This window comes from Pedobacter sp. SYP-B3415 (assembly GCF_004138205.1).
Taxonomy (GTDB): Bacteria; Bacteroidota; Bacteroidia; order Sphingobacteriales; family Sphingobacteriaceae; genus Pedobacter.
In genome coordinates, this window is sequence record NZ_RXNQ01000036.1 from 66,897 (window position 1) to 89,773 (window position 22,877).

Here is a 22,877-nt window from a genome sequence, read left to right on the forward strand (position 1 = left end):
GAGCTGAATTCAACTTTGTCTTGTACTTAGTCTAACGTAATATCCAGACCTAAGCCGCGTAATTCATGTACAAGTACATTGAATGACTCAGGTACACCCGGAGTTGGCAGGTTTTCACCTTTAACGATCGCTTCGTAGGTCTTAGCCCTTCCGATCACGTCGTCAGACTTCACAGTCAGGATCTCCTGCAGGATGTTCGCTGCACCGAATGCCTCGAGTGCCCAAACCTCCATCTCACCAAAACGCTGACCACCGAACTGGGCTTTACCACCCAGAGGCTGTTGTGTAATGAGCGAGTATGGTCCGATTGAACGTGCGTGCATCTTGTCATCAACCATGTGACCGAGTTTCAGCATGTAGATAATACCTACTGTTGTCGGCTGGTCAAAGCGCTCACCTGTAAGACCGTTGTGCAGATAGGTTCTGCCTGAGGCCGGAACCCCAGCCTTAGCGATCCACTCTTCAACCTCGTCGTGCGAAGCACCATCAAAGATCGGGGTAGCGAATTTCACACCCAGTTCTTTACCGGCCCAGCCCAGAACGGTTTCATAGATCTGACCAAGGTTCATACGTGATGGTACACCCAGTGGGTTCAGCACGATGTCAACCGGCGATCCGTCAGCAAGGAATGGCATGTCTTCATCGCGAACGATGCGTGCAACAATACCTTTGTTACCGTGGCGACCTGCCATTTTATCACCAACTTTCAGTTTACGTTTCTTAGCTACGTATACTTTAGCCATCTGAACGATACCTGATGGAAGTTCGTCACCCACGCTGATTGCAAACTTATCACGTTTGTATGCACCCAGCTCTTCGTTTACACGAATGCCGTAGTTATGCAGCAGCTGTTTGATAAGCTCGTTTTTATCATCGTCAGTAGTCCATTTGTTCGGGCTGATGTGGTTATAGTCCAGGTCGGCCAGAATTTTCTGGGTGAACTTAGCACCTTTGGCTACCAGTAGTTCCTTGTAGATGTTAAATACCCCTTGTGAGGTCTTTCCGTTTACAATATGGAACAGCTTGTCTACAAGTTCCGATTTAAGTTTTTCAACTGCGCGGTTGTACTTCGTGTCAAGTTTTTCAAGCTGCGATTTCTCTTCAGCTTTCGAGGTTTTCTTGGCGCGCGAGAACAGCTTGGTATCGATAACCACACCCTGAATAGAAGGCGGCGTTTTCAAAGACGCATCTTTCACGTCTCCAGCTTTATCACCAAAGATGGCGCGGAGCAGTTTTTCCTCCGGTGAAGGATCAGATTCGCCTTTAGGGGTAATCTTACCGATCAGGATATCGCCTTCCTTAACCTCAGCGCCTATACGGATGATACCGTTTTCGTCAAGGTCTTTGGTAGCTTCTTCAGATACGTTAGGAATATCAGGTGTAAGTTCTTCCTCACCACGTTTTGTATCACGTACCTCAAGTTCAAACTCTTCAATATGAAGTGATGTAAAGATGTCATCACGAACAATCCGCTCATTGATTACAATCGCATCCTCAAAGTTGAAGCCCTGCCAAGGCATGAACGCCACCTTCAGGTTACGGCCAAGTGCCAGTTCACCATCCTGTGTTGCGTAACCTTCGCAAAGAACCTGACCTTTGCTCACCTTCTGGCCTTTCTTCACGATAGGCTTCAGGTTGATACAGGTATTCTGGTTAGTTTTCTTAAACTTGATCAGTCTGTATGTTTTGCTGTCACCTTCAAAAGAAACGAGACGGTCGTCATCAGTTCTTTCATATTTGATGGTGATCTCATTCGCATCCACATACTCTACCACACCGTCGCCTTCTGCGTTGATCAGTGTACGCGAATCGCGGGCTACGCGGCCTTCAAGACCGGTACCAACAATCGGAGACTCCGGACGCAGCAAAGGAACCGCCTGGCGTTGCATGTTCGAGCCCATGAGCGCACGGTTGGCGTCATCATGCTCAAGGAACGGGATCAGCGAAGCCGCGATTGAAGTGATCTGGTTTGGAGCAATGTCCATCAGGTCAAGTTTCTCAGGCTCAATGATCGGGAAGTCACCTTCGTAACGTGCTTTTACACGTGGGGTGTTAAACACACCTTTGTCGTCATACTCTGCATTGGCCTGAGCAATGGTTTTTCCATCCTCATCTTCTGCAGACAGATAAATTACCGGCTCATCTACCACAACTTTGCCATCTACGACCCGCTTGTACGGCGTTTCGATGAAACCAAGGTTGTTGATCTTGGCGTGAACACAAAGAGAGGAGATCAGACCGATGTTTGGTCCCTCAGGTGTTTCGATGGTACACAGACGGCCATAGTGCGTGTAGTGAACGTCACGAACCTCAAAGCCGGCACGTTCACGCGAAAGACCACCTGGCCCAAGCGCAGACAGACGACGTTTATGGGTAATCTCAGCCAACGGGTTGGTCTGGTCCATAAACTGCGAAAGCTGGTTGGTACCAAAGAATGAGTTGATCACTGACGAAAGTGTACGCGCGTTGATCAGGTCTGTAGGCGTGAACACCTCGTTATCACGAATGTTCATACGCTCGCGGATGGTACGGGCCATACGGGCCAGACCTACGCCAAACTGCGCATACAGCTGCTCACCTACCGTACGTACACGACGGTTAGACAGGTGATCGATATCATCGACTTCTTCTTTCGAGTTGATCAGTTTGATCAGATACTTCACGATGGCAATGATATCGGCTTTCGTCAATACCTTTACATCATCTGGTGTATCCATTTTTAGTTTGCGGTTGATGCGGTAACGGCCCACATCCCCCAGGTCATACCGTTTGTCTGAGAAGAACAGACGGTCAATGATACCTCTTGCCGTTTCCTCATCAGGTGGTTCTGCGTTACGCAGCGCACGGTAGATGTTCTCAACAGCCTCTTTCTCAGAGTTGGATGTATCCTTTTGTAATGTATTATAGATAATGGTATAATCTGCCTGGCTGGCACCATCGTCTTTAGACAGGATGATACTTTTAACGCCGGCATCGATAACCATATCGATGTGTTCGTCTTCAAGGATGGTTTCCCGTTCGAGGATGACTTCGTTACGGTCAATAGATACCACTTCGCCGGTATCCTCGTCTACGAAATCTTCCACCCATTTTCTGAGTACTCTGGCGGCAAGTTTACGGCCAATGTACTTTTTGAGTCCTGATTTGCTAACCTTAACTTCGTCCGCAAGGTCAAACAGTTCGAGAATATCTTTGTCAGAATCGTAACCGATGGCACGCAACAGGGTAGTAACCGGGAATTTTTTCTTCCGGTCAATATAAGCGTACATGACGTTGTTCACGTCTGTAGCAAACTCAATCCATGAACCTTTGAAAGGAATAACACGGGCCGAATAGAGCTTGGTACCGTTGGTGTGGCGGCTTTGGCCAAAGAATACACCAGGTGAGCGGTGCAACTGTGACACGATTACGCGTTCTGCTCCATTGATCACAAAAGTACCTTTGGGAGTCATGTATGGGATGGTACCCAGGTAAACGTCCTGGATAATGGTCTCAAAGTCTTCATGCTCCTCATCGTTACAGGAGAGCTTAAGCTTTGCCTTTAGCGGAACATTGTAAGTGAGTCCCCTTTCAATACACTCCTGGATGTCGTACCGTGGCGGATCAATAAAATAGTCAAGAAATTCTAAAACGAAGATGTTTCTTGAATCTGTGATCGGAAAATTTTCGGCGAAAACCTTAAAGAGACCTTCCTGGTGGCGGTCGTCTGAAGTCGTTTCGATCTGAAAGAATTCCCTGAAGGATTGCAACTGCACATCAAGAAAATCAGGATAATCAATGATGTGTTTACTTGTTGCAAAATTTACTCTTTGTTCGACTTTATTTGCCAATGGACTAAAAGTTTTTTTAGTTTAAGAATAAACTACTTGTTTGGCTTTTGTGAAAGCTGCTCATCAACCAAACAAAATGAGCTGCTTATAAACGGGTAAAGACTCCGACATTTTCAGTCGGAGTCTGAGAATTTTTAGCGTTTGCCGGAAATTAAGTGATTACTTAATTTCAACTACAGCTCCTGCTTCTTCTAATTGTTTTTTCAGGGCTTCAGCTTCGTCTTTAGCAACACCGGTTTTCAGTTCTTTTGGTGCACCGTCAACAAGGTCTTTTGCTTCTTTCAAACCAAGGCCAGTCAGGTCTTTTACAAGTTTAACAACTGCAAGTTTCTGACCACCAGCTTCTTTCAGGATTACGTCGAAAGCTGTTTTTTCCTCAGCAGCAGCAGGAGCGTCGCCACCAGCAGCAGGACCAGCTACCGCAACCGCAGCTGCAGCAGGCTCGATGCCGTACTCGTCTTTCAAAATTTGAGCTAACTCATTAACTTCCTTAACTGTCAAGTTTACCAATTGCTCAGCAAACGATTTCAAATCTGCCATTTTTATAAGATTTTAAAAATTTACGTTTTAATAATTAGTTTAATACGAATTTGTATAAAGGGAATTCGTTACCCTTCTCTCTCCTGGAGAGTTTTAACAATACCTGCAATTTTACCACCGCTCGATTTAAGGGCAGAAACAACGTTTTTAGCAGGCGACTGAAGCAAGCCGATGATGTCTCCGATAAGCTCTTCTCTTGATTTCAGGCTTACCAAAGTATCAAGCTGGTTGTCACCAACAAATACTGTTGAATCTATAAATGCCGCTTTTAAAACGGGTTTGTCTGATGTTTTTCTCAGCGCTTTGATCAGCTTGGCCGGACCATTACCGGTTTTTGCGAACAAAAGTGATGATGAGCCTTTCAGTGCGGGATAAAGTTCTGCTGCGTCGTCTGCGTTATCAAGACCTTCGATCGCTTTACGGATCAGTTTGTTCTTGGCAACTTTCATCACGATACCGCTTTCAAAACATTTGCGACGGATGTTATTCACCTGCTCAACAGACAGGCTTGAAGTATCGGTTACATAAAAGTTACCATACTCCTGCATTTGCTGCTGAAGCTCTGAAACTACTTCGTGTTTTTCTTCTCTGTTCATGATTAGATCCCCGCTACTGATTTAGTTTCAATTGCAATTCCGGGACTCATTGTAGAAGACATGTGAATGCTCTTAAAATAAGTTCCTTTTGCTGCAGACGGTTTCAATTTAGAAATAACCTGAATCACTTCAAGTGCATTCTCATAAATCTTGTCTGCAGGGAATGATACTTTCCCGATTGAAGCGTGTATGATACCTGTTTTGTCTACTTTAAAATCGATCTTACCTGCCTTAACTTCGGTTACAGCTTTACCAACTTCATTGGTTACCGTACCTGATTTAGGGTTTGGCATAAGGTTTCTTGGACCAAGAACGCGGCCCAGTTTACCTACTTTCGCCATACATGCAGGAGTAGTGATGATAATGTCAACATCGGTCCAGCCACCTTCAATTTTAGACACGTATTCGTCTAAGCCAACGAAGTCTGCGCCGGCTGCTTTCGCCTCTTCTTCTTTGTCTGGTGTAACCAGGGCAAGAACACGAACGGTTTTACCCGTGCCGTGAGGAAGCGTAGCAATACCACGAACCATCTGGTTCGCTTTACGCGGGTCTACCCCTAAACTGATGTCAATATCAACTGAAGCATCGAATTTAGTGGTCGTGATATCTTTCACCAAAGCAGCCGCATCCTGAAGCGTGTAGGCTTTACCAGCCTCGATCTTCGCATGTGCTTTCTTTTGATTTTTTGTTAATTTCGCCACTGTTGTAAACTGTTTTTGTGAATTAATTGTTCAAGGGCGAGTCACCTGTTACAGTGATACCCATACTGCGTGCTGTTCCGGCAACCATACTCATTGCCGACTCCAGCGTGAATGCATTGAGATCCGGCATTTTGTCTTCAGCAATCGCCTTGATCTGATCCCAGGTCACCGATCCAACTTTTTTACGGTTGGGCTCAGCAGAACCACTCTGCAATTTTGTAGCATCTTTCAGCTGCACAGCTACAGGAGGGGTTTTGATGATAAACTCGAATGACTTATCAGCATAAACAGTAATTACAACTGGTAGTACTTTACCTGGCTTATCTTGGGTACGAGCATTGTACTGTTTGCAAAACTCCATGATATTTACCCCTTTAGCACCTAATGCAGGGCCAACGGGTGGCGACGGGTTTGCAGCTCCACCTTTGATCTGTAATTTTATCAGTGCACTGACTTCTTTTGCCATTTTGTGTTATTTATTTAAAACTCAATGTTAAATTTGGAAGCATGTAACATTTAAGAATCCTCTATCTCCTTAAAAATAAAGGGACTGCAAAGATATAAGTATTCTTACATAAATGCAAAAGGTATTAACAAATTATATTTCAGGATTTTCTGCAGTGGCTGATCGCCGCTTTCAGTGGCTGACAGCCCGCTGTCAATATTCCTGGCGCTTCCCCCCTCAGATCCCTATCATCGCCGTTTCCAGTGTCTCGGCCTGTATTTTACAGCCCCGTCATAAACGGAATACAGCTGGAATAACTAAAGTAAACAAATTGTAGCTAAGCTGTCATTTCTTGCCGACCAGCGCTTTTTGCTATTCAAGTCCCGATGATATATCTACGGGCAGCCCAATAACTTAAACAAAAAATCCTTTTAACCTGCGGGCAAAACCATCAGACTAAAAGGACCTCTTATCAAATTATGATGTATCGATCTACTCTTTCTCTACCTGCATGTAGTTAAGTTCGAGCGGCGTTTTTCGTCCGAAGATCTTGACCATTACTTTCAGTTTTTTCTTCTCTTCGTTCACTTCTTCGATCACGCCACTGAAACCGTTGAATGGTCCGTCCATTACTTTGATGTTCTCACCAACGTAATAAGGTACGTTCATCATTTCGCCCTGCTCACTCATCTCGTCAACCTTACCAAGAATACGGTTAACTTCTGCCTGGCGCATCGGGATAGCATTGCCGGCCTTGTCGCCAAGGAAACCGATTACGCTATTAATATTTTTGATCACGTGCTCAAGCTCACCGTCAAGGGCAGCTTCGATCAATACATAGCCTGGATAGTAGTTACGTTCTTTGGCGATTTTTTTTCCGTCGCGCATCTGATAGTATTTCTCCATCGGGATCAATACCTGCGGAACGAGGTGAGAAAGTCCTAAACGGCCGATTTCTGCGTCGATATATTGTTTAACCTTTTTCTCTTTACCACTAACGGCCCGTACTACATACCATTTCAACTGATCGCTCATGAGCCTGTATTAATTTGAAAGTGATTTATAAAACGTATCCAGAACGAAAGTAGAGCCTTTATCCATAGCGAAGATCAACAACGCAATGATAAGAGACGCAACCAGCACAAGAATAGCAGAGCTCTGCAATTCTCCCCATGAAGGCCAGGTCACCTTCTGGGTCATTTCATCGTACGATTCTTTTACAAAATCAACTACCTTAGCCATATTTAGTTTTTTGCACGGGAACAAGGATTCGAACCCTGATCAAAGGTTTTGGAGACCTCTATTCTACCATTGAACTATTCCCGTGTATTGTAAGTATTTGGTAGTATGGTATTTAGCACCTGTTCGGTAAGCCGCCTAAGTACTAAATACCCTTTACCAACTACTTATTGTTATACTTGGCACTTTGTATTTAGTATCTGGCAGTGACCTGCTATGATACTAAATACGTTGTACCAACTATTGTTACTTCAAGATTTCAGTTACCTGACCTGCACCTACGGTTCTGCCACCTTCACGGATAGCGAAACGAAGACCTTTTTCCATTGCGATTGCGTTGATCAGCTTTACAGTGATGGTAACGTTATCGCCAGGCATAACCATTTCAGTACCTTCTGCAAGAGAGATCTCGCCGGTTACGTCTGTGGTACGGAAATAGAACTGAGGACGGTATTTGTTGAAGAATGGAGTGTGACGGCCACCTTCTGCTTTAGACAATACATAGATCTCAGCTTTGAAATCAGTGTGAGGAGTTACTGAACCTGGTTTACAGATTACCATACCACGACGGATATCAGTTTTCTCAATACCACGCAGCAACAGACCTACGTTATCACCTGCTTCACCGTAGTCAAGGATTTTGCGGAACATTTCCACACCAGTTACGGTTGATTTCAGGTTTTCAGCACCCATACCCAGGATCTCAACAGGATCACCAGAGTTGATCTGACCACGCTCGATACGACCGGTAGCAACTGTACCACGACCAGTGATTGAGAATACGTCCTCTACTGGCATCAGGAAAGGAAGGTCAGTCAGACGTGGAGGAATTGGGATGTAGCTGTCAACAGCGTTCATCAGTTCCATGATTTTTTCAACCCACTGAGGCTCGCCATTCAAACCACCAAGGGCAGAACCACGGATAACAGGGATATCATCACCAGGGAATTCGTAGAATGAAAGAAGTTCACGAACTTCCATTTCAACAAGGTCTAACAATTCAGGGTCATCAACCATGTCCACTTTGTTCATGAACACAACCAATGAAGGTACACCTACCTGACGAGCCAAAAGGATGTGCTCGCGAGTTTGCGGCATCGGACCGTCTGTAGACGCAACCACGATGATCGCACCGTCCATCTGTGCAGCACCTGTAACCATGTTTTTCACATAATCCGCGTGACCTGGACAGTCAACGTGTGCATAGTGACGGTTAGCAGTTGAGTACTCAACGTGAGCAGTATTGATGGTGATACCTCTTTCTTTTTCCTCAGGAGCTGAGTCAATTGAATCGAATGAACGGGCCTCAGATAAACCTGCGTCAGACAGTACTTTTGTAATAGCTGCAGTCAGAGTGGTTTTACCGTGGTCAACGTGACCGATTGTACCGATGTTCAAGTGCGGTTTACTCCGGTCAAATTTTTCTTTTGCCATTTTTTATAACTAATTAGTAGGTTAACTTTTTTATTTTATTACTGTTGTTCTATACAATTGCAATACAAAAAACCTTGTTCAACCATACCTGCCGGATGATTTAACAAAGCCGTTTGATCATGAGCCAAAGATGGGACTTGAACCCACGACCTCTTCCTTACCAAGGAAGTGCTCTACCGCTGAGCTACTTCGGCTTTCAATTTACGCCAGGTTAGTTTAACCTGCAACGATTACCGAATGTGCATCGTAAACGTAAATGTACTGGAGCGGAAGACGGGTCTCGAACCCGCAACCTATAGCTTGGAAGGCTATCGCTCTACCAATTGAGCTACTTCCGCGTAATGATCGAATAGATTGGTTGTTTCATAAAAACGAACGCAGACCGCCCGTTCATGTATTCACTCAAACCTACACTCATTGGGTTGGTGGGGAGAGAAGGATTCGAACCTTCGAAGTCTTGCGACAACAGAGTTACAGTCTGTCCCATTTGGCCACTCTGGTATCTCCCCCCGATTATGATGCCGGGCATATAACCCGGCATACATAAAAAGAGCCTCCTATCGGGATCGAACCAATGACCTACTGATTACAAGTCAGTTGCTCTACCAGCTGAGCTAAGGAGGCTTATGTGGATCATCGCTGTCTTTTCAGACAAACAATGTTTAAGTATTTCATCATTCAGAGAACAAACCACTTCGTTTCTGGCCTCATGCCCCTTCCGAAATGGAATGCAAATCTACAACAAAATCATACACCCGCAAATAATTTTAGAAAAAAAATTCGGCGACTTTTCAGCCGCCGAACACGTATTCTTACTTACCGGAAAGTAGCTCCCTAATAGTCAGCAACTTCGTCGCCGGTAAGGATCGTTTTGTGCTCACTTAATTTTGCACGTGTTTTATCTTTATGTTTATTAACCTGCTTCCGTAAGGACTCAATTGCCAGGTCGGTTGCCTCTTCAAACGATTTGCACTGTTCTTTCGCAAACAACGTTCCGCCAGGTACGATCAATTTAATCTCACTGATCTTGTTCGACTCATCTTCTACATTTTCAAGCTTCAGATAAACTTCTCCGCTGATGATGTGATCAAAAAACTGATCAAGTTTGTCTACCTTCTTCTGAATAAAGCTCAACAATTTCTGATCAGCGCTGAAATGGATCGACTGAACTCTGATTTTCATGTTTCCTCCTTTTTTTAAGCCTTCGGATGGGCTTGTTTATAAATTGATTTAAGTCTTTCAACTGAATTATGCGTATACACCTGGGTCGCCGCCAGACTTGAATGCCCGAGCAGCTCTTTTATCGCATTTAAATCAGCCCCCCTGTTTAACAGTCCCGTTGCAAACGAGTGCCGCAGTACGTGCGGGCTTTTTTTATCGTGCGTAGACACATAAGACAGATATCGGTTTACGATCCGGTAAACCAACCGGGCATAAGCCCGTGTACCTGTATTTGTAACGATTAGTGCATTCGATTTGTTGTCGAAATTTTGCATTGATTTCTCAGCAAGGTATTTCTCCAGTTCAACTGCAAGCGCCGGGGTAAGCGGGATCAGCCGCTCCTTACTTCTTTTTCCCAATACGCGGATCATGCCATTCTTCAGGTCTGCGCTGTTTTCATTCAGTCCGGTCAGTTCGCTCAGACGCATGCCTGTACCAAACAGCAGTTCGAGCACAAGCCGGTCTCGCCTGGCGGCAAACGTATCATCGAAGATATCTGTTCCATCAAGCAACTGGTCCATCTTCCGGTCATCTACAAAGACAGGTAATTTTTTCGGCACCACCGGCGCTTTAACAAGCAACATCGGGTTTTTGGCAATACGGCCCGATGCCAGGAGAAATTTATAAAACGAACGCAAAGCAGACAATTTGCGGTTAATGGTAACTGCCGATCGCTTTGCATCCATCAATGAAACTACATAACTCCTGATTTCATTGTGCAGCGCAGCCTCTGCCGTAAGGTCAAATGCCTCCTGAAGATACAGACAGTAGTCATCCAGATCTTTCCTGTAGGCAGTGAGCGTATGTACGGCGTATCGTTTTTCGTACTGAAGGTAACTTAGAAATGCCTCGGTATACATATGATCGCGCGCTGTTGCAAAAGTCAATTTACAAATAGTTTTAAGATAACAAAAGGGTGCGGCCGCCTTTTCATAACCAGGCGCCAACATGGCTACACTTTCGGTCGCATAAAGTTTGGTCCAAATCAAAAAAGAAGCCCCTTGCAAAAAATTGCAAGGGGCTCAGAATATGATAGAACAGTAGTCTTAAAGACCGGCTTCCTGTTGCAAGCCCTGTTTGTAGATAGCGTGTTTAACCTGTGTACGACGGGTTACGGAACGTTTCTCATATGCCTGACGACTGCGAAGCTCTCTTAATACACCTGTTTTTTCAAATTTCTTTTTGAAGCGTTTCAAGGCTTTATCCAATGATTCGCCGTCTTTAATGTTGATAATGATCATAACGTTGATACCTCCTTTCGTTTTTTAAGGACTGCAAATATACGGTTAATTAGTTATTTTGCAAGTACTGATTTGAAATATAGATAGAAGTCCTGGGCACCCCGCCTCCGGCCGAACAGCATATGGATCAGGCGCTATAACTGATTGTCCGGCGCCTCTGCCCAACCGAAAATGGAAGGCTGAATCAACAAATCCATGGCAGAATGTGCAAGGCTAATCACGGCCTTTCAGCCGCCCGGGGTTTTCGACTGTAAGTTATCTTCATGAAGGAGCACTTCCAAAAAAAATCCGGCACCTGAATGGCTGCCGGATCGCTCATATGAATATTTGGTTAGAATGGACAATTATAAGTTAAGGACCTCGCGCGCAATAACGATCTTCTGAATTTCGGAGGTCCCTTCGCCAATTGTGCAAAGTTTGGCGTCGCGATAGTATTTTTCGACGGGGAAGTCTTTTGTATAGCCGTAGCCCCCGAAGATTTGCACCGCCTCGGTCGCCGTACGTACCGACACCTCTGAGGCATAATATTTGGCCATGGCAGATACTTTTGTAACCGGCAGTTGACGATTTTTCAGGTCGGAGGCCTGTCGGATCAACAGGGTTGCTGCCTCGATCTCTGTAGCCATATCTGCCAGTTTGAAGCTAATGCCTTGAAAATTCGCAATAGGCTGCCCGAATTGCTGCCGTTCTTTTGCATAATTCACCGCCGCGTCAAAGGCACCCTTTGCAATACCAAGCGCAAGCGCTGCTATAGAAATCCGGCCGCCGTCCAGTACTTTCATGGCCTGCTTGAAACCCTCCCCTTCTGCGCCAAGCAAATTTTCTTTCGGCACACGGCAGTTGTCAAAGATCATTTCTGTGGTTTCTGAGGCCCGCATACCCAGTTTGTTTTCCTTCTTACCCGCTTCAAAACCAGGCGTACCACGTTCAACAACAATTGCCGAAATTCCCGAAGCCTTCCCCGTTTCTCCTGTTCTCACCATTACAACAGCGATATCTCCCGATTTACCATGGGTAATCCAGTTTTTGGCACCATTGATTACATAGTGATCGCCATCCAGCCGGGCTGTGGTTTGCATCCTCAGCGCATCAGACCCCGTGCCGGCTTCGGTAAGGCCCCAGGCACCGATGCATGTTGCGGTAGCCAGTTTGGGTAGCCAGCGCTGCTTTTGTTCCTCATTTGCGAAGTTCAGGATGTGACCGGTGCAAAGCGAATTGTGTGCGGCCAGCGATAAACCGATTGATCCGCAAACCCTTGCAACCTCCACAATGACATCGACGTATTCATGGTAACCCAGCCCCGACCCGCCGTACTCTTCAGGAACCAGCACCCCCATCAGCCCAAGCTGACCCATTTCTTTGAACAGCTCTACAGGAAAAACCTGTGCTTCATCCCATTCCATGACGTGCGGACGAATGTGCTTCTCTGCGAAATCGCGAACCATTTGCCTGATCTGAATCTGGTTTTCTGTTTCGGAAAAGCCGAAACCCTCAACGCCGCCGGCATCGGCCTGCATTTCTGTGTACATCGTGTCTTTTGCCATATCTGAACTGGTTTTCATCACAATGATAAACATTCAGCAGTATGATCAGGGCATCATTTATTTGCCTGAAAACAGAATAAAACGGTATTCAGTTCAATTTCTGCACACAAAATATTATGCAAGCATAAAGACCTCAGAAAAATAATTTTATTTTTTTTGCACTCAGGCCCAGGCGGCGAGCGACCAGATCTTATCGCTGAACCGCGATAAACGCTCCCGCCCGTTCAGGAAATCAAGGCTGATGATGAAGGAATATCCTGCCACTTCGGCCCCGAGCTGCCCGATGAGCGATGATGCCGCCAGAACCGTTCCGCCGGTTGCCAGCAAATCGTCGTGTACCAGCACGCGCTGACCGGTTTCAAGTGCATCTGCATGCAGTTCCAGCGTAGCTGTGCCATATTCAAGCGCATATTCCTGTTTGATGGTTTTGTATGGTAACTTACCCGCTTTCCGGATGGGTACAAAGGGTACGCCCAGGTAATTAGCCAGGGCAAGGCCGAACAAAAAGCCACGGCTCTCTATACCTGCAACTACATCGATGCCAAGCCCCCTGACCTGTTCGGCCAGTGCGGCGGTGATATCTTTACACAATATGGCGTCTTTCAGGATAGGTGTGATGTCTTTAAAAATGATACCTGGTTTTGGAAAATCTGCAACATCGCGCACAGCGGCTTTTATTCGGTCTTCAATCATTAAAGTTGAGGTATGGTTCCAGTTTTTGGATAGTTTCTGGCGGCAAAATAACCACTTTTTTTAAGTCTTCGCCACTTTTGAACGGACCATGCTGATTCCTGTAGGCTATAAGCGCGCTGATTTGTTTATACCGGAGATATGGATGGCCTTTTAACTCATCAAAATTAATCTTATTAATGAAAATGCGTTTAATCCGACCGGCGTCCAGGCTTAACTGCGGAAGAATCTGTGCTAACCTCATACTATCCATTCCATAAACTTCCTTCAGCTGAAGCAGGGTGTAAAAACCGCCCAGCCGGTCGCGATAACGAATAATGCGCGAGGCGAAGGCCGGACCAAGACCGCGAACTGTGGTCAGCATCGCCGAATCGGCATCATGCAAAGCAATGATGGGTGCAACCGGCTTTGCGACCGGCTGATTAATGCCAGACTTGACTTCGATTTCTTCGATGTCAATATAAGGTTCAAGACGGGTATACAAATCGGGGCGGATGGTATACATCCTGGCCACATCTGACTTTTTTCTGAAAACTCCGCCCTTTTCCCGATACCTGATGATAGCTGCCGCCTGCTTTGCAGAAAGACCAAGGCGTTGCCAGTCCTGCACACTGGCTGTATTGGGATCGAAGCGAAAAAGCTGCGATGAAGCCATGTGTTGCTGCCGGTTCTTTTTGGAGGGGGAAAAACGGCTTTGTGGCTCTGGCAGAGACTCCAGCTCCCTGATCATCACCAGTTCGGCCGCTGAAACCGGAGTCGTTTGTTCATGCTGCCACCATGATATTGCCGTCGATACGACTCGGATGAGCAGAATCAGCACGGCCAGCGCAACAAGGCCATTGTACTCGCGCCGGCTGACGCTGAAATTGAGCTCCAGCCATTTTCTGATCATTGGTTTGTAACAGTTTTTTTAAATATAAATCTTATTTTTGAAATTTCGCGGCAATGCGCAACCAGAGATGATCGGCCGGCATACAGGTTTTCCTGCCGGCAGATTGAAGCGACCTTACACGCAGCACGCCTTCCGCAAAACACAAAACAAACGAATCGACTATCCTGCATGAAGATCATTACGACGCAAGAATTTGCGAAGGCTACCAAAATCGATAAACTAGGCGTTCCCGGCCTTGCCGCCCTGATGATGGAGATCATGAAACTGAACGACATCAATGACGTTTTCTCCAAAAATCAGCATTATGAAGGGATAGAATTTATTGATAAGGTTCTGGAAACTATAGGCGTTTCTATATCTTTCGATGAAGACGATCTTCGGAATATCCCCAAAACCGGTCCTTTCATCGCGATAGCTAACCACCCTTATGGCGGTGTGGAAGGGCTTGCGCTTGTTAAACTGCTGTGCACTGTCCGGCCGGAGGCCAAGGTAATGGTTAATTTCATCCTGAAGAAAATCCCTAATCTTGATCAGTTTTTCGTTGCGGTAAATCCCTTTGAAAATGTACAGCATTCTTCAAGCATCAGCGGGCTAAAAACAACCTTCGACCTGCTGAAGAACGGCGTGCCACTTGGTATTTTCCCCGCCGGTGAAGTTTCTACTTTCAAACTCGACGCCCAGCAGATTACAGACAGAATGTGGCACCCCGTTGTGGGTAAGCTGATCGCCAAGGCAAAAGTTCCGGTTGTGCCTGTATATTTCCATGGCAACAACGGCGTACTGTTCAATATTCTGAGTTTTATACATCCAACGCTGCGTACGGCAAAACTCCCCTCAGAATTTTTAAACAAACAGGGCAAAACGATCCGTGTGCGGATTGGAAAACCGATCGATATCAATGATATCTCGTATAACAACAACTCGAACAAGCTGCTTGACTTCCTGCGCGCCCGTACCTATGCACTTGGGGTAAGCCTGGAACAGGAGAAAAAGCTCTTTAACCCGATCAATCTTTTCAAACGCAAGAAGACCCCGGAAGCAGTGATTCCGGAGACATCGCGTAAAGAGATCACTGAAGAAGTTGCCACACTTGAAGACTTCAAAGTATGGAAAGAAAAGAATTACGAAGTCTACATTGTACCGACAATGAAGATTCCCAACATTTTGCGGGAAATCGGCCGTCTGAGGGAAATTACCTTCCGTGAAGTTGGCGAGGGAACCAATAAAAAGATCGACCTGGATAATTACGATATATATTATCACCACCTGTTTATCTGGGACACGAACCTGGAAAACATTGTTGGCGCCTACCGGATTGGTAAGGGTGATGAAATACTTGAAAGTATGGGAAGGCGTGGTTTTTATCTTTCGGAACTGTTTAAGTTGAAAGACCAGATTTACCCGATGTTGCGTCAGGGCATTGAACTCGGCCGTTCGTGGATCAGAAAAGAATATCAGGGTAAGCCGCTGCCGCTGTTTTTGTTGTGGAAGGGGATCCTGAAATACCTGATCGACAACCCGCAGTACCGCTACATGTTCGGACCGGTGAGCATCAGCAATAGTTTTTCGAAGTTTTCAAAGGCACTGATCGTAGACTACATCACCAGAAATCACTTCGATTATGAAATGGCCAAATACGTCAAGCCAAAGAATAAATTTAAGGCAGACCTGCTGCCTATTTCTACAGACTTGCTGGTGGCAGGAAGTGAATCACTGAAAGATCTCGATTCACTGATCGGTGATATCGAAACAACACACATCAAAATTCCGGTACTGTTGCGGCAATACATGAACCTGAATGCAAAGATTATCTGTTTCAATATTGATCCCAAGTTTTCCGATTGCCTTGACGGATTCCTAGTTGTAGATACGCAGAACATACCGATGGAGATCATCGAAAAACTTGGAAAAAACCTGTAACCAGGAAAATCACCATAAAACAAAAACCCGGACATCCACCCGGGTTTTTTGTTATCAACTAAACCTAAACTGTAAATCTTAACCAAATAATTTACGTCAGCAAAACTAGAATGATCTTGTTAAAAAGCTGTTAAATCGTAGTTACTTTAACATTTTTTAACGGTTGTGTTTTTTTGTAGAGGTCTTTAAAAGTTGATTTTGAAGCTTTGTGGAAAGCAAGCTCCGGCACGTTTCGGCTACTGCTGCCCTGCTGTCTGCTGTGGCCTTCGTGCCTCAGGGCCGCCGCTACCATCAGGTTTAACCGGCCGGGTTACTGCAACACAGAACGCACCGCCCCTCAGCCAGTATGAAACTGTATCGCATTTAAATGCAGGGATTTTCGTATATTGAATGCTACGATGCAGATAAGGTGGAACAACGGATTACAGCGAGCGGGCTTAAGGCTTTGCCTGCTGCTCGTATTCTCATTTCCCATCAGCCGCCTGCATGCGCAAAATCACAGTATTGCCTATTACAATGGCACTATAAACTTTTCGGCAGACTCCAGTTGTATTGTTCCGGTCGAGGCGCCCCTGAGCGCAGCTTCTGTCAGGGGGTTTTACCGGCAGATGAACGCCGGGAACTACAAGCCAATAATCGATTCGCTGCTGGCCTTTCGCGAAAAGCATAAGTTGAGCGACTGGCTCTATTACCAGCTTATTCGCAAGACTGCCGGACAGCTTAGTCCGAAGAATGATGATTATACACGTTACACCTTGTACAAATGGTTTCTGCTTTGCAAGTCAGGTTATGATGCCCGTCTGGCCATTGGTCGCGGCCAGATCATCTTTTATGTTCGCAATGAGGAGGATATTTCTGACATCCCCTATGTCAATTATAAGGGCAACAAGTACACCTGTCTGAATTATCACGATTACGGAAAATTGTTTGAACGCGAAAATACCTATAAGCCGGTCGACATCGCCATTGCGGAAGCTGTTGCGCCTTTTTCATACAAGGTAACACAAATGCCCGATTTTACACCCGACAGTTACGAAGAAAAGGAGCTGGCCTTTCAGTACCGCAGCAAGGCATATCATTTTCGTGTTAAAGTCAACAGGGAAATTCCGGCTATTTTCGCCAATTACCCCGGTGTCGATTTCGAAACTTATTTTAACATCCCGCTCAGCCATGAAACATATCAGTCACTTATCCCTGTGTTAAGAAAGCATACCCGCGGAATGAGTCAGTCAAAAGGCGTTGATTACCTGATGCGTTTTACTCGGTATGCTTTTCTGTACCAGAGCGATGACGAGCACTTTGGTAAGGAAAAACGGCTCTCGCCTGAACAGACTTTGTCTGCTGATTACAGCGACTGCGATGACCGGGCCGCGCTGTTTTTTATGCTGGTTAAGGAAATCTACGACCTGCCTATGATTGCCTTATTGTACCCAACACACATTACGTTGGCCGTTGGACTGGATAAGCCGGCTGGAAAACCGGTGATGTATAAAGGTAAGCCCTATACGATCCGTGAAGCGACCCCGCAAAGGGAAAACTTAAAACTTGGCCAGGTCACGACAGCGCTGCGGAACACTGATTACGAAATTGTTTATCAATATACGCCAAACAAATAGTTGCGATGCCTTGACAATAAAATAATTATAACACACCGTGGGTCTGTGTTCTGCACTTCGAGAAAACAATCGGCTATTTGTAGTATTAAAGAAATTCCTTGGATTTGAATCTTCTCCGTGAACTAGAATTCTCATTAAACTGAACCTGGATATCCATTTCTATCAACCACTGACCTGTGCGCGGTCCTGAGGACATATATACCCCTGCTATATGCCCATCAATCACTTCAGGCACTTCAATTTTCCCGGTACGGAAATTTACAAAAGAAGCATTTACCACTCGATTAAAGAGAAAATCCTCCTGTCCATATTGAAAACGGCTTACATGAATTGGCGCAAAAATTTGAAAAACTGTACGACTTGTATCTGTCCAGATTTCCTTGGAGAAGCTCCACAAGTTTAACACATTACCATTTGTATCGAGCCTCTGCACAACACCTTGATAGCCATAACATATCATTCCCCTCATGCAAGGTTGCAATGCGGCAGTATCTACCAATATCTCAGGCGTTACGGCTGGTTCGTCCTTTGAACACCCACTTAAGAGCACGATGCAACCGAAAGTGATAAAGATGTAGCGCAACATGACTATAAATAAAAGAAGCCGCCAGACGGGTCTGGCGGCTTCAATGCTAAATGTATTCTAATAAGCGTTTGTTTGTGGTGTAAAGCTTGCCCAGCCTGATGTCCAGTTAGTCGCACCAAAAGCACCTTTATATGATACTTTTTCGAAGAATGCATCATTTTGATCGCCTGTGAAAGCAGCACCTGCAAGCAGGATAGAACCTGCAGACGGTAAGAAATTCGGGGCGTTTAAGGTAAATGCACCATTTATCCCAGCTTCAGCAGAGGTTGTTAGTTTCACCGAACCGCTAGCCGCTGCCTTTGCTTCGATCGCAGCTGCTGTTGCACCTGCAACTGTTACGTCACTTCCGAGTTTGTATGGAGCAGCGAGTGCGAAAACTACGTTATTGTTAAATTGCGATGTCCCGTCGATAAGGGATGAATAAGTTCCGTTAGATTCTAGTGATAGCCCGCCATCAGGGTGACCGATCATCACTGAGTTGTTTAAAACGAAAGCAGTGGCTCTTCTAAATCGGTTAGCAAAATTATGGTTAGCTGCCGTGTTTGCTGCACCATTAGGACCAAGAATGGTCATATTAGAAATATTTGGGCGTGTGCGCGGCGTAGCATCAGTTCCGTTCGCGTTATTATCACATTCGATGCCGTTACCAGCGTCGCCCCCATCTACAAATGCGGGGTCACGAAGTGCTACAGCAAATTGAATTTTACCTCTGTAGCCGTTATCAAAGTCAAAATCATCGTCAGCGGTAGCAAAAGCAATGAGGTGTTTCGCATTAACGGTACCACCGAAGAACTCATAAGCATCATCGTTTCCATAAGAAACCTGGATATGGTCGATGACGGTTCCTGAACCAACACCACCTAAGGTTAAACCGTTAATTTCCGAGCCTGGTTGAGCAGCTATACCTGCGTATTCAATCCTAACGTAACGTAGAATACCTGAATTATCAGTATCTACAGTACCGCCATATTGTCTTCCAACGCCACCTTCGATTGTCGGATTGGTAAGGTTTGTAGTCGCCTTTCCCAAAACAATTATTCCGCCCCAATCACCAGGCGCACGCTGACCGGCGGCACGGCCGGAGGTGAACACGATTGGCGCTGAAGCAGTTCCGTCAGCGATAATTTTAGCACCTCGTTCAATGATCAAAGCCCCTTTGTTTTCGACGCTTGATTTAATTACTGTTCCAGGTTCGATCGTTAACGTAGATCCCTCCTCGAAATAAGTATACCCATTCAGAGTTACCGTACCTTTATTAACGACTACACGTTGTCCGCTTTTGTATGTACCGGTTAGTGTTCCACCGTTAGTAATAACTACTGTATCCTCAAGACCTTCCGGGCCATCATTTTTCTTACATGATGTAAAAGCTACACCCAAAGATAAAATCGCTAAAAAAGCATTTTTTAATTTCATGTTGTTATGATTTTGCTGTAAAATTCCGTTTTACGTGTTACCTCAACTTTAGAGATATGTTAATTTTTCTTAATGAGTAACTAGCGTTGTCCTAAAGAGAAATTGTAAGTGAATGAAAGTGAAATGTTTGTACCAAATCTGGCAGATGTGTAGGGCTTGTCAACACCACCGTCATAAACGTTTTTATCATCCATATTTAAGTAAAAGATACTTCGCTGATTCAAGAGATCTCCAACGTTGAGTTTGAGTTCAGCCTTATTATTAATGAGTTTTTTACTCACTTGAAAATCTACTACGTCTCGTGCATTCTCCCAAATATTAGGAATGAGGTTATTTCCAACGAAAGCAATCCGTTGTCCTACGCGGTTATAAAGTGCGGTGAGGCTCCATCCGCTTTTATCGTTTGCGTATTGAATTCCACCATTGAGAAGATATGGTGACTGGCCTTGCAGGGGACGTGATTGCAAATTCGCACTTCCTTGTTCCACTTCAGACTTTATATAACTCAAATTAGCAAACATGGTCAAATCGTTGAAAAAGCTGGATTGATTAATAAAGTTTAATCTTTTTCTCAATTCCAGTTCCGCGCCATAAGAATACGCCTTCGACATGTTTTGAAAACCTACCTGTCTCCGCTCTGGTGTAGCACTTCCATCGAGAACCTGCTCAATGGCATCATTAAAATCTTTATAGAAAGCAGATACCGTGATTGATTCCCCGCTTGCAGGATAGATTTCGTAACGGAGGTCTGCGTTGTTAATTGTCGCACGCTTCAATTGCGGATTGCCTAACGTAGCTGTTTGGGCTACAAAATCATAAAATTCAAACGGAGCAAGTTCGCGAAGTTCAGGACGAGAAACCGTTCTTGAAGCAGAAACACGGAAGTTGCTTTTGTCAGAGATTGTATAAGTATAGTTTGCTGAGGGAAGTATGTCAGTGAATTGTTGGTCCATACTTCTGCTGGTGCCACTTAGGTCAATGTAATCCACATTCTGATAGTACTGTTCGAGCCTGACACCCCAAACCAATCGTGATTTTTCGCCAAAACGATTATCGAGCATAGCATAGCCAGCATTTAAAAACGTTTGTGCGTCATAGGAGTCAGTATTGCTTGTGAAATCGGTCAAAAAGAATCCACCGGTAGCCCTGATTTGTTCGGATGCAAAAATTCGGTCTTTAGGCAATGTCAATACTTGATCATCAAAGCTCGGCGATCCGGTAGAATTGAACAGGTAGTTAAAAATACGGGCATTGAAATCCCGGGTCTTATAGTTTGAGAGAACCCCGGCTTTGAAAGAGCTTTTTTTGCCTTTAAGAGTAAATGGTAGTGTATAATTTGCTTGCCCGGAAAAATTATCTTCATGCATATCTGAGAAAAAACGCCGGCTATTGCGATCAACTACCGAATAGACTTTTGTCCCAGCACCATTTTCACGATAGTATATAGATCTTAGATCCGGTTGATCGCGCTTGGTTAGTGAATAGCTTAGATTCCAGTTCAATTTCTGATCGCGTGCACCAAATGCATGTTCTCCATCCAATTGATGATTTGATATGAATTTCTGAGTGAGTTCGTTGTTATTGAAACGGAGATTACCATCGATGTTTGTATTGAAACCTGTTCTGTCGGTATAAATTTCATCATACACGTTATTTAGCAGGTTCTTGAAGCTTAATTTAGTCTTTCCTTTTTTATAGGTTATGTTGGCAAGCAGGCCTACACTTGTATTAAATATAAATTGACTGTCATCATAAGCATAGTAGATATCCTGGAAATTGTTTTGGTAATCATTCCTTTCAACCGGATTGATGTTTTGTCCGTTGCGATAAGAAAGGGATACAATACTTCCAAGTGAACCTCCATTCTCAAAATCAGTTCGATTGCCCCAGGTAAGTTGGTGACTTTGGGTTGGCAATGCCGCATAGGTATGCTCCCCATATGGATTCGAAAGCTGTTTTGTTAAACCGACCTTTTGATCAGGGGTAAGCGGATTATATTTTTGAAAAGATGAGGGAAATGACGCCGGAAGTTTTCTGTCGCTTTGACCGAAACCAAGATAGGCAAGGTTTGCACGCTCGTTAGACGTAAAGTCTTTAAAAGTCGATTGAGTGTTGTATCCCCAACTGGTGCTAAAAGCAATATAATCCTGATCGGGCACGTCCTTAGTTACAACCTGAACAATACCTCCAGCAAAGTCGGCAGGAAGATCAGCTGACGCAGTTTTATTGATCAAAATTTTATCGACAAGGTTGGAGGGAATAATATCAAATGAAAAGGCCTTCTTATCCGGTTCGGTAGACGGCATAATCGCATTATTAAGCATTGTGACATTATAACGATCTGCCAATCCCCGAATAACGACAAACTTGTTATTTTGAATACTTGCACCGCTTACGCGCTTCAGTACTTCGGAGGTATTCTTATCAGGTGATCGTTGAATTATCTCAGCGGATATTCCACTTGAAATGATTGGACTATTTTTTTGTTGTGCAAGAAGCGCATTGACAGATTCCTGTTTGAAATTTGCCCTGACAACTACATCGCTAAGCTGGTTGGAACCAGCTTCTTCCAAAATTGTGTTGAGAGTTGTAGTCGTGCCGGACTTCACTTCCACATCAGATACTTCCTTGGTGGCGTAGCCGACGTATGATATAGCAAGTACATACTTTCCATCGGCCAAACCGCCAATCAAATACTTACCATCTACATCGGTAGCTATACCTTTATTTACTCCTTTGACCAGCACCGAAACACCAATGAGCGCTTCGCCGGTTTTCTTATCTGTAACGGTACCCGCAATTTTACCGCCCGTCTGTGCATATGCTGAGAGCGCAGATACCACAAAAAATAGAGCGAGAAGGATTTTTGAGAATGAGTTTGTTGATTTCACTTTCCTGAATTATTTTCAGGCAAAGCTATTACCACAATGTTAGCCGCGTGTTAGGTGTTAATTAAGGTTTGTTTA

General features: G+C 44.9%; 19 protein-coding genes and 5 tRNA genes. 2 read left to right on the plus strand and 22 right to left on the minus strand.

Features of this window, described 5'->3' with window-relative positions; all coding sequences use genetic code 11:
• Nucleotides 1-26 precede the first annotated feature (26 nt).
• The 19 genes from rpoB to EJV45_RS17705 form a co-directional block, all read right to left on the minus strand.
• Nucleotides 27-3,830, minus strand: a complete 3,804-nt coding sequence (rpoB, locus tag EJV45_RS17615) for a DNA-directed RNA polymerase subunit beta (protein WP_129717842.1) — start codon at nt 3,828-3,830, stop codon at nt 27-29.
• Between the two features lie 159 nt (nt 3,831-3,989).
• Nucleotides 3,990-4,370, minus strand: a complete 381-nt coding sequence (rplL, locus tag EJV45_RS17620) for a 50S ribosomal protein L7/L12 (RefSeq protein WP_129717844.1) — start codon at nt 4,368-4,370, stop codon at nt 3,990-3,992.
• A 68-nt stretch (nt 4,371-4,438) separates the two neighbouring features.
• Nucleotides 4,439-4,966, minus strand: a complete 528-nt coding sequence (rplJ, locus tag EJV45_RS17625) for a 50S ribosomal protein L10 (protein WP_129717846.1) — start codon at nt 4,964-4,966, stop codon at nt 4,439-4,441.
• Between the two features lie 2 nt (nt 4,967-4,968).
• Nucleotides 4,969-5,667: a 50S ribosomal protein L1 gene (rplA, locus tag EJV45_RS17630; protein ID WP_129717848.1), complete on the minus strand. Its 699-nt coding sequence runs from the start codon at nt 5,665-5,667 to the stop codon at nt 4,969-4,971.
• Between the two features lie 22 nt (nt 5,668-5,689).
• Nucleotides 5,690-6,133 carry a 50S ribosomal protein L11 gene (gene rplK, locus EJV45_RS17635; RefSeq protein WP_129717850.1) on the minus strand — a complete coding sequence of 148 codons (444 nt, stop codon included), beginning with the start codon at nt 6,131-6,133 and terminating at the stop codon, nt 5,690-5,692.
• Between the two features lie 471 nt (nt 6,134-6,604).
• Entirely contained in the window at nt 6,605-7,147 is a 543-nt protein-coding gene (gene nusG / locus EJV45_RS17640; protein WP_129717852.1) for a transcription termination/antitermination protein NusG, read from the minus strand.
• 9 nt (nt 7,148-7,156) lie between these two features.
• Complete coding sequence (secE, locus tag EJV45_RS17645) at nt 7,157-7,354, minus strand: preprotein translocase subunit SecE (protein ID WP_129717854.1); 198 nt, start codon at nt 7,352-7,354, stop codon at nt 7,157-7,159.
• A 13-nt stretch (nt 7,355-7,367) separates the two neighbouring features.
• Nucleotides 7,368-7,438 (minus strand) — tRNA-Trp (locus EJV45_RS17650).
• A gap of 159 nt (nt 7,439-7,597) precedes the next feature.
• A complete protein-coding gene (tuf, locus tag EJV45_RS17655; RefSeq protein WP_129717856.1) occupies nt 7,598-8,785 on the minus strand; it encodes an elongation factor Tu in 1,188 nt (395 codons plus the stop codon).
• Nucleotides 8,786-8,907: 122 nt separating this feature from the next.
• Nucleotides 8,908-8,979: transfer RNA gene (locus EJV45_RS17660), tRNA-Thr, on the minus strand.
• A 68-nt stretch (nt 8,980-9,047) separates the two neighbouring features.
• A tRNA-Gly gene (locus tag EJV45_RS17665) sits at nt 9,048-9,123 on the minus strand.
• 85 nt (nt 9,124-9,208) lie between these two features.
• Nucleotides 9,209-9,294 (minus strand) — tRNA-Tyr (locus EJV45_RS17670).
• A 42-nt stretch (nt 9,295-9,336) separates the two neighbouring features.
• Nucleotides 9,337-9,409 (minus strand) — tRNA-Thr (locus EJV45_RS17675).
• 210 nt (nt 9,410-9,619) lie between these two features.
• A complete protein-coding gene (gene hpf / locus EJV45_RS17680; RefSeq protein ID WP_129717858.1) occupies nt 9,620-9,967 on the minus strand; it encodes a ribosome hibernation-promoting factor, HPF/YfiA family in 348 nt (115 codons plus the stop codon).
• A gap of 14 nt (nt 9,968-9,981) precedes the next feature.
• Entirely contained in the window at nt 9,982-10,893 is a 912-nt protein-coding gene (locus EJV45_RS17685; protein WP_370291493.1) for a tyrosine-type recombinase/integrase, read from the minus strand.
• Between the two features lie 159 nt (nt 10,894-11,052).
• A complete protein-coding gene (rpsU, locus tag EJV45_RS17690) occupies nt 11,053-11,247 on the minus strand; it encodes a 30S ribosomal protein S21 (RefSeq protein WP_107216518.1) in 195 nt (64 codons plus the stop codon).
• A gap of 344 nt (nt 11,248-11,591) precedes the next feature.
• A complete protein-coding gene (locus EJV45_RS17695) occupies nt 11,592-12,764 on the minus strand; it encodes an acyl-CoA dehydrogenase (protein WP_129718098.1) in 1,173 nt (390 codons plus the stop codon).
• A gap of 189 nt (nt 12,765-12,953) precedes the next feature.
• Nucleotides 12,954-13,484 (minus strand): adenine phosphoribosyltransferase, encoded by a 531-nt coding sequence (locus tag EJV45_RS17700; RefSeq protein WP_129717860.1) that lies wholly within the window; start codon nt 13,482-13,484, stop codon nt 12,954-12,956.
• On the minus strand, nt 13,477-14,373 hold the full coding sequence (locus EJV45_RS17705; protein ID WP_129717862.1) for a ComEA family DNA-binding protein: 897 nt from the start codon (nt 14,371-14,373) through the stop codon (nt 13,477-13,479). The genes EJV45_RS17700 and EJV45_RS17705 overlap by 8 nt, the downstream gene beginning before the upstream one ends.
• Nucleotides 14,374-14,541: 168 nt before the next feature.
• On the opposite strand from EJV45_RS17705, the gene EJV45_RS17710 reads away from it, so the two are divergent.
• Nucleotides 14,542-16,293, plus strand: a complete 1,752-nt coding sequence (locus EJV45_RS17710) for a lysophospholipid acyltransferase family protein (RefSeq protein ID WP_129717864.1) — start codon at nt 14,542-14,544, stop codon at nt 16,291-16,293.
• Between the two features lie 398 nt (nt 16,294-16,691).
• On the plus strand, nt 16,692-17,909 hold the full coding sequence (locus EJV45_RS17715; RefSeq protein ID WP_240755334.1) for a hypothetical protein: 1,218 nt from the start codon (nt 16,692-16,694) through the stop codon (nt 17,907-17,909).
• Nucleotides 17,910-17,994: 85 nt separating this feature from the next.
• On the opposite strand, the gene EJV45_RS17720 is transcribed toward EJV45_RS17715, so the two are convergent.
• The 3 genes from EJV45_RS17720 to EJV45_RS17730 all read right to left on the minus strand — a co-directional run bounded on the left by EJV45_RS17720 (nt 17,995) and on the right by EJV45_RS17730 (nt 22,802).
• Nucleotides 17,995-18,495 carry a hypothetical protein gene (locus tag EJV45_RS17720; RefSeq protein ID WP_129717866.1) on the minus strand — a complete coding sequence of 167 codons (501 nt, stop codon included), beginning with the start codon at nt 18,493-18,495 and terminating at the stop codon, nt 17,995-17,997.
• 57 nt (nt 18,496-18,552) lie between these two features.
• Complete coding sequence (locus EJV45_RS17725) at nt 18,553-19,911, minus strand: T9SS C-terminal target domain-containing protein (RefSeq protein ID WP_129717868.1); 1,359 nt, start codon at nt 19,909-19,911, stop codon at nt 18,553-18,555.
• A gap of 80 nt (nt 19,912-19,991) precedes the next feature.
• Complete coding sequence (locus EJV45_RS17730; RefSeq protein ID WP_129717870.1) at nt 19,992-22,802, minus strand: TonB-dependent receptor; 2,811 nt, start codon at nt 22,800-22,802, stop codon at nt 19,992-19,994.
• Nucleotides 22,803-22,877 lie beyond the last annotated feature (75 nt).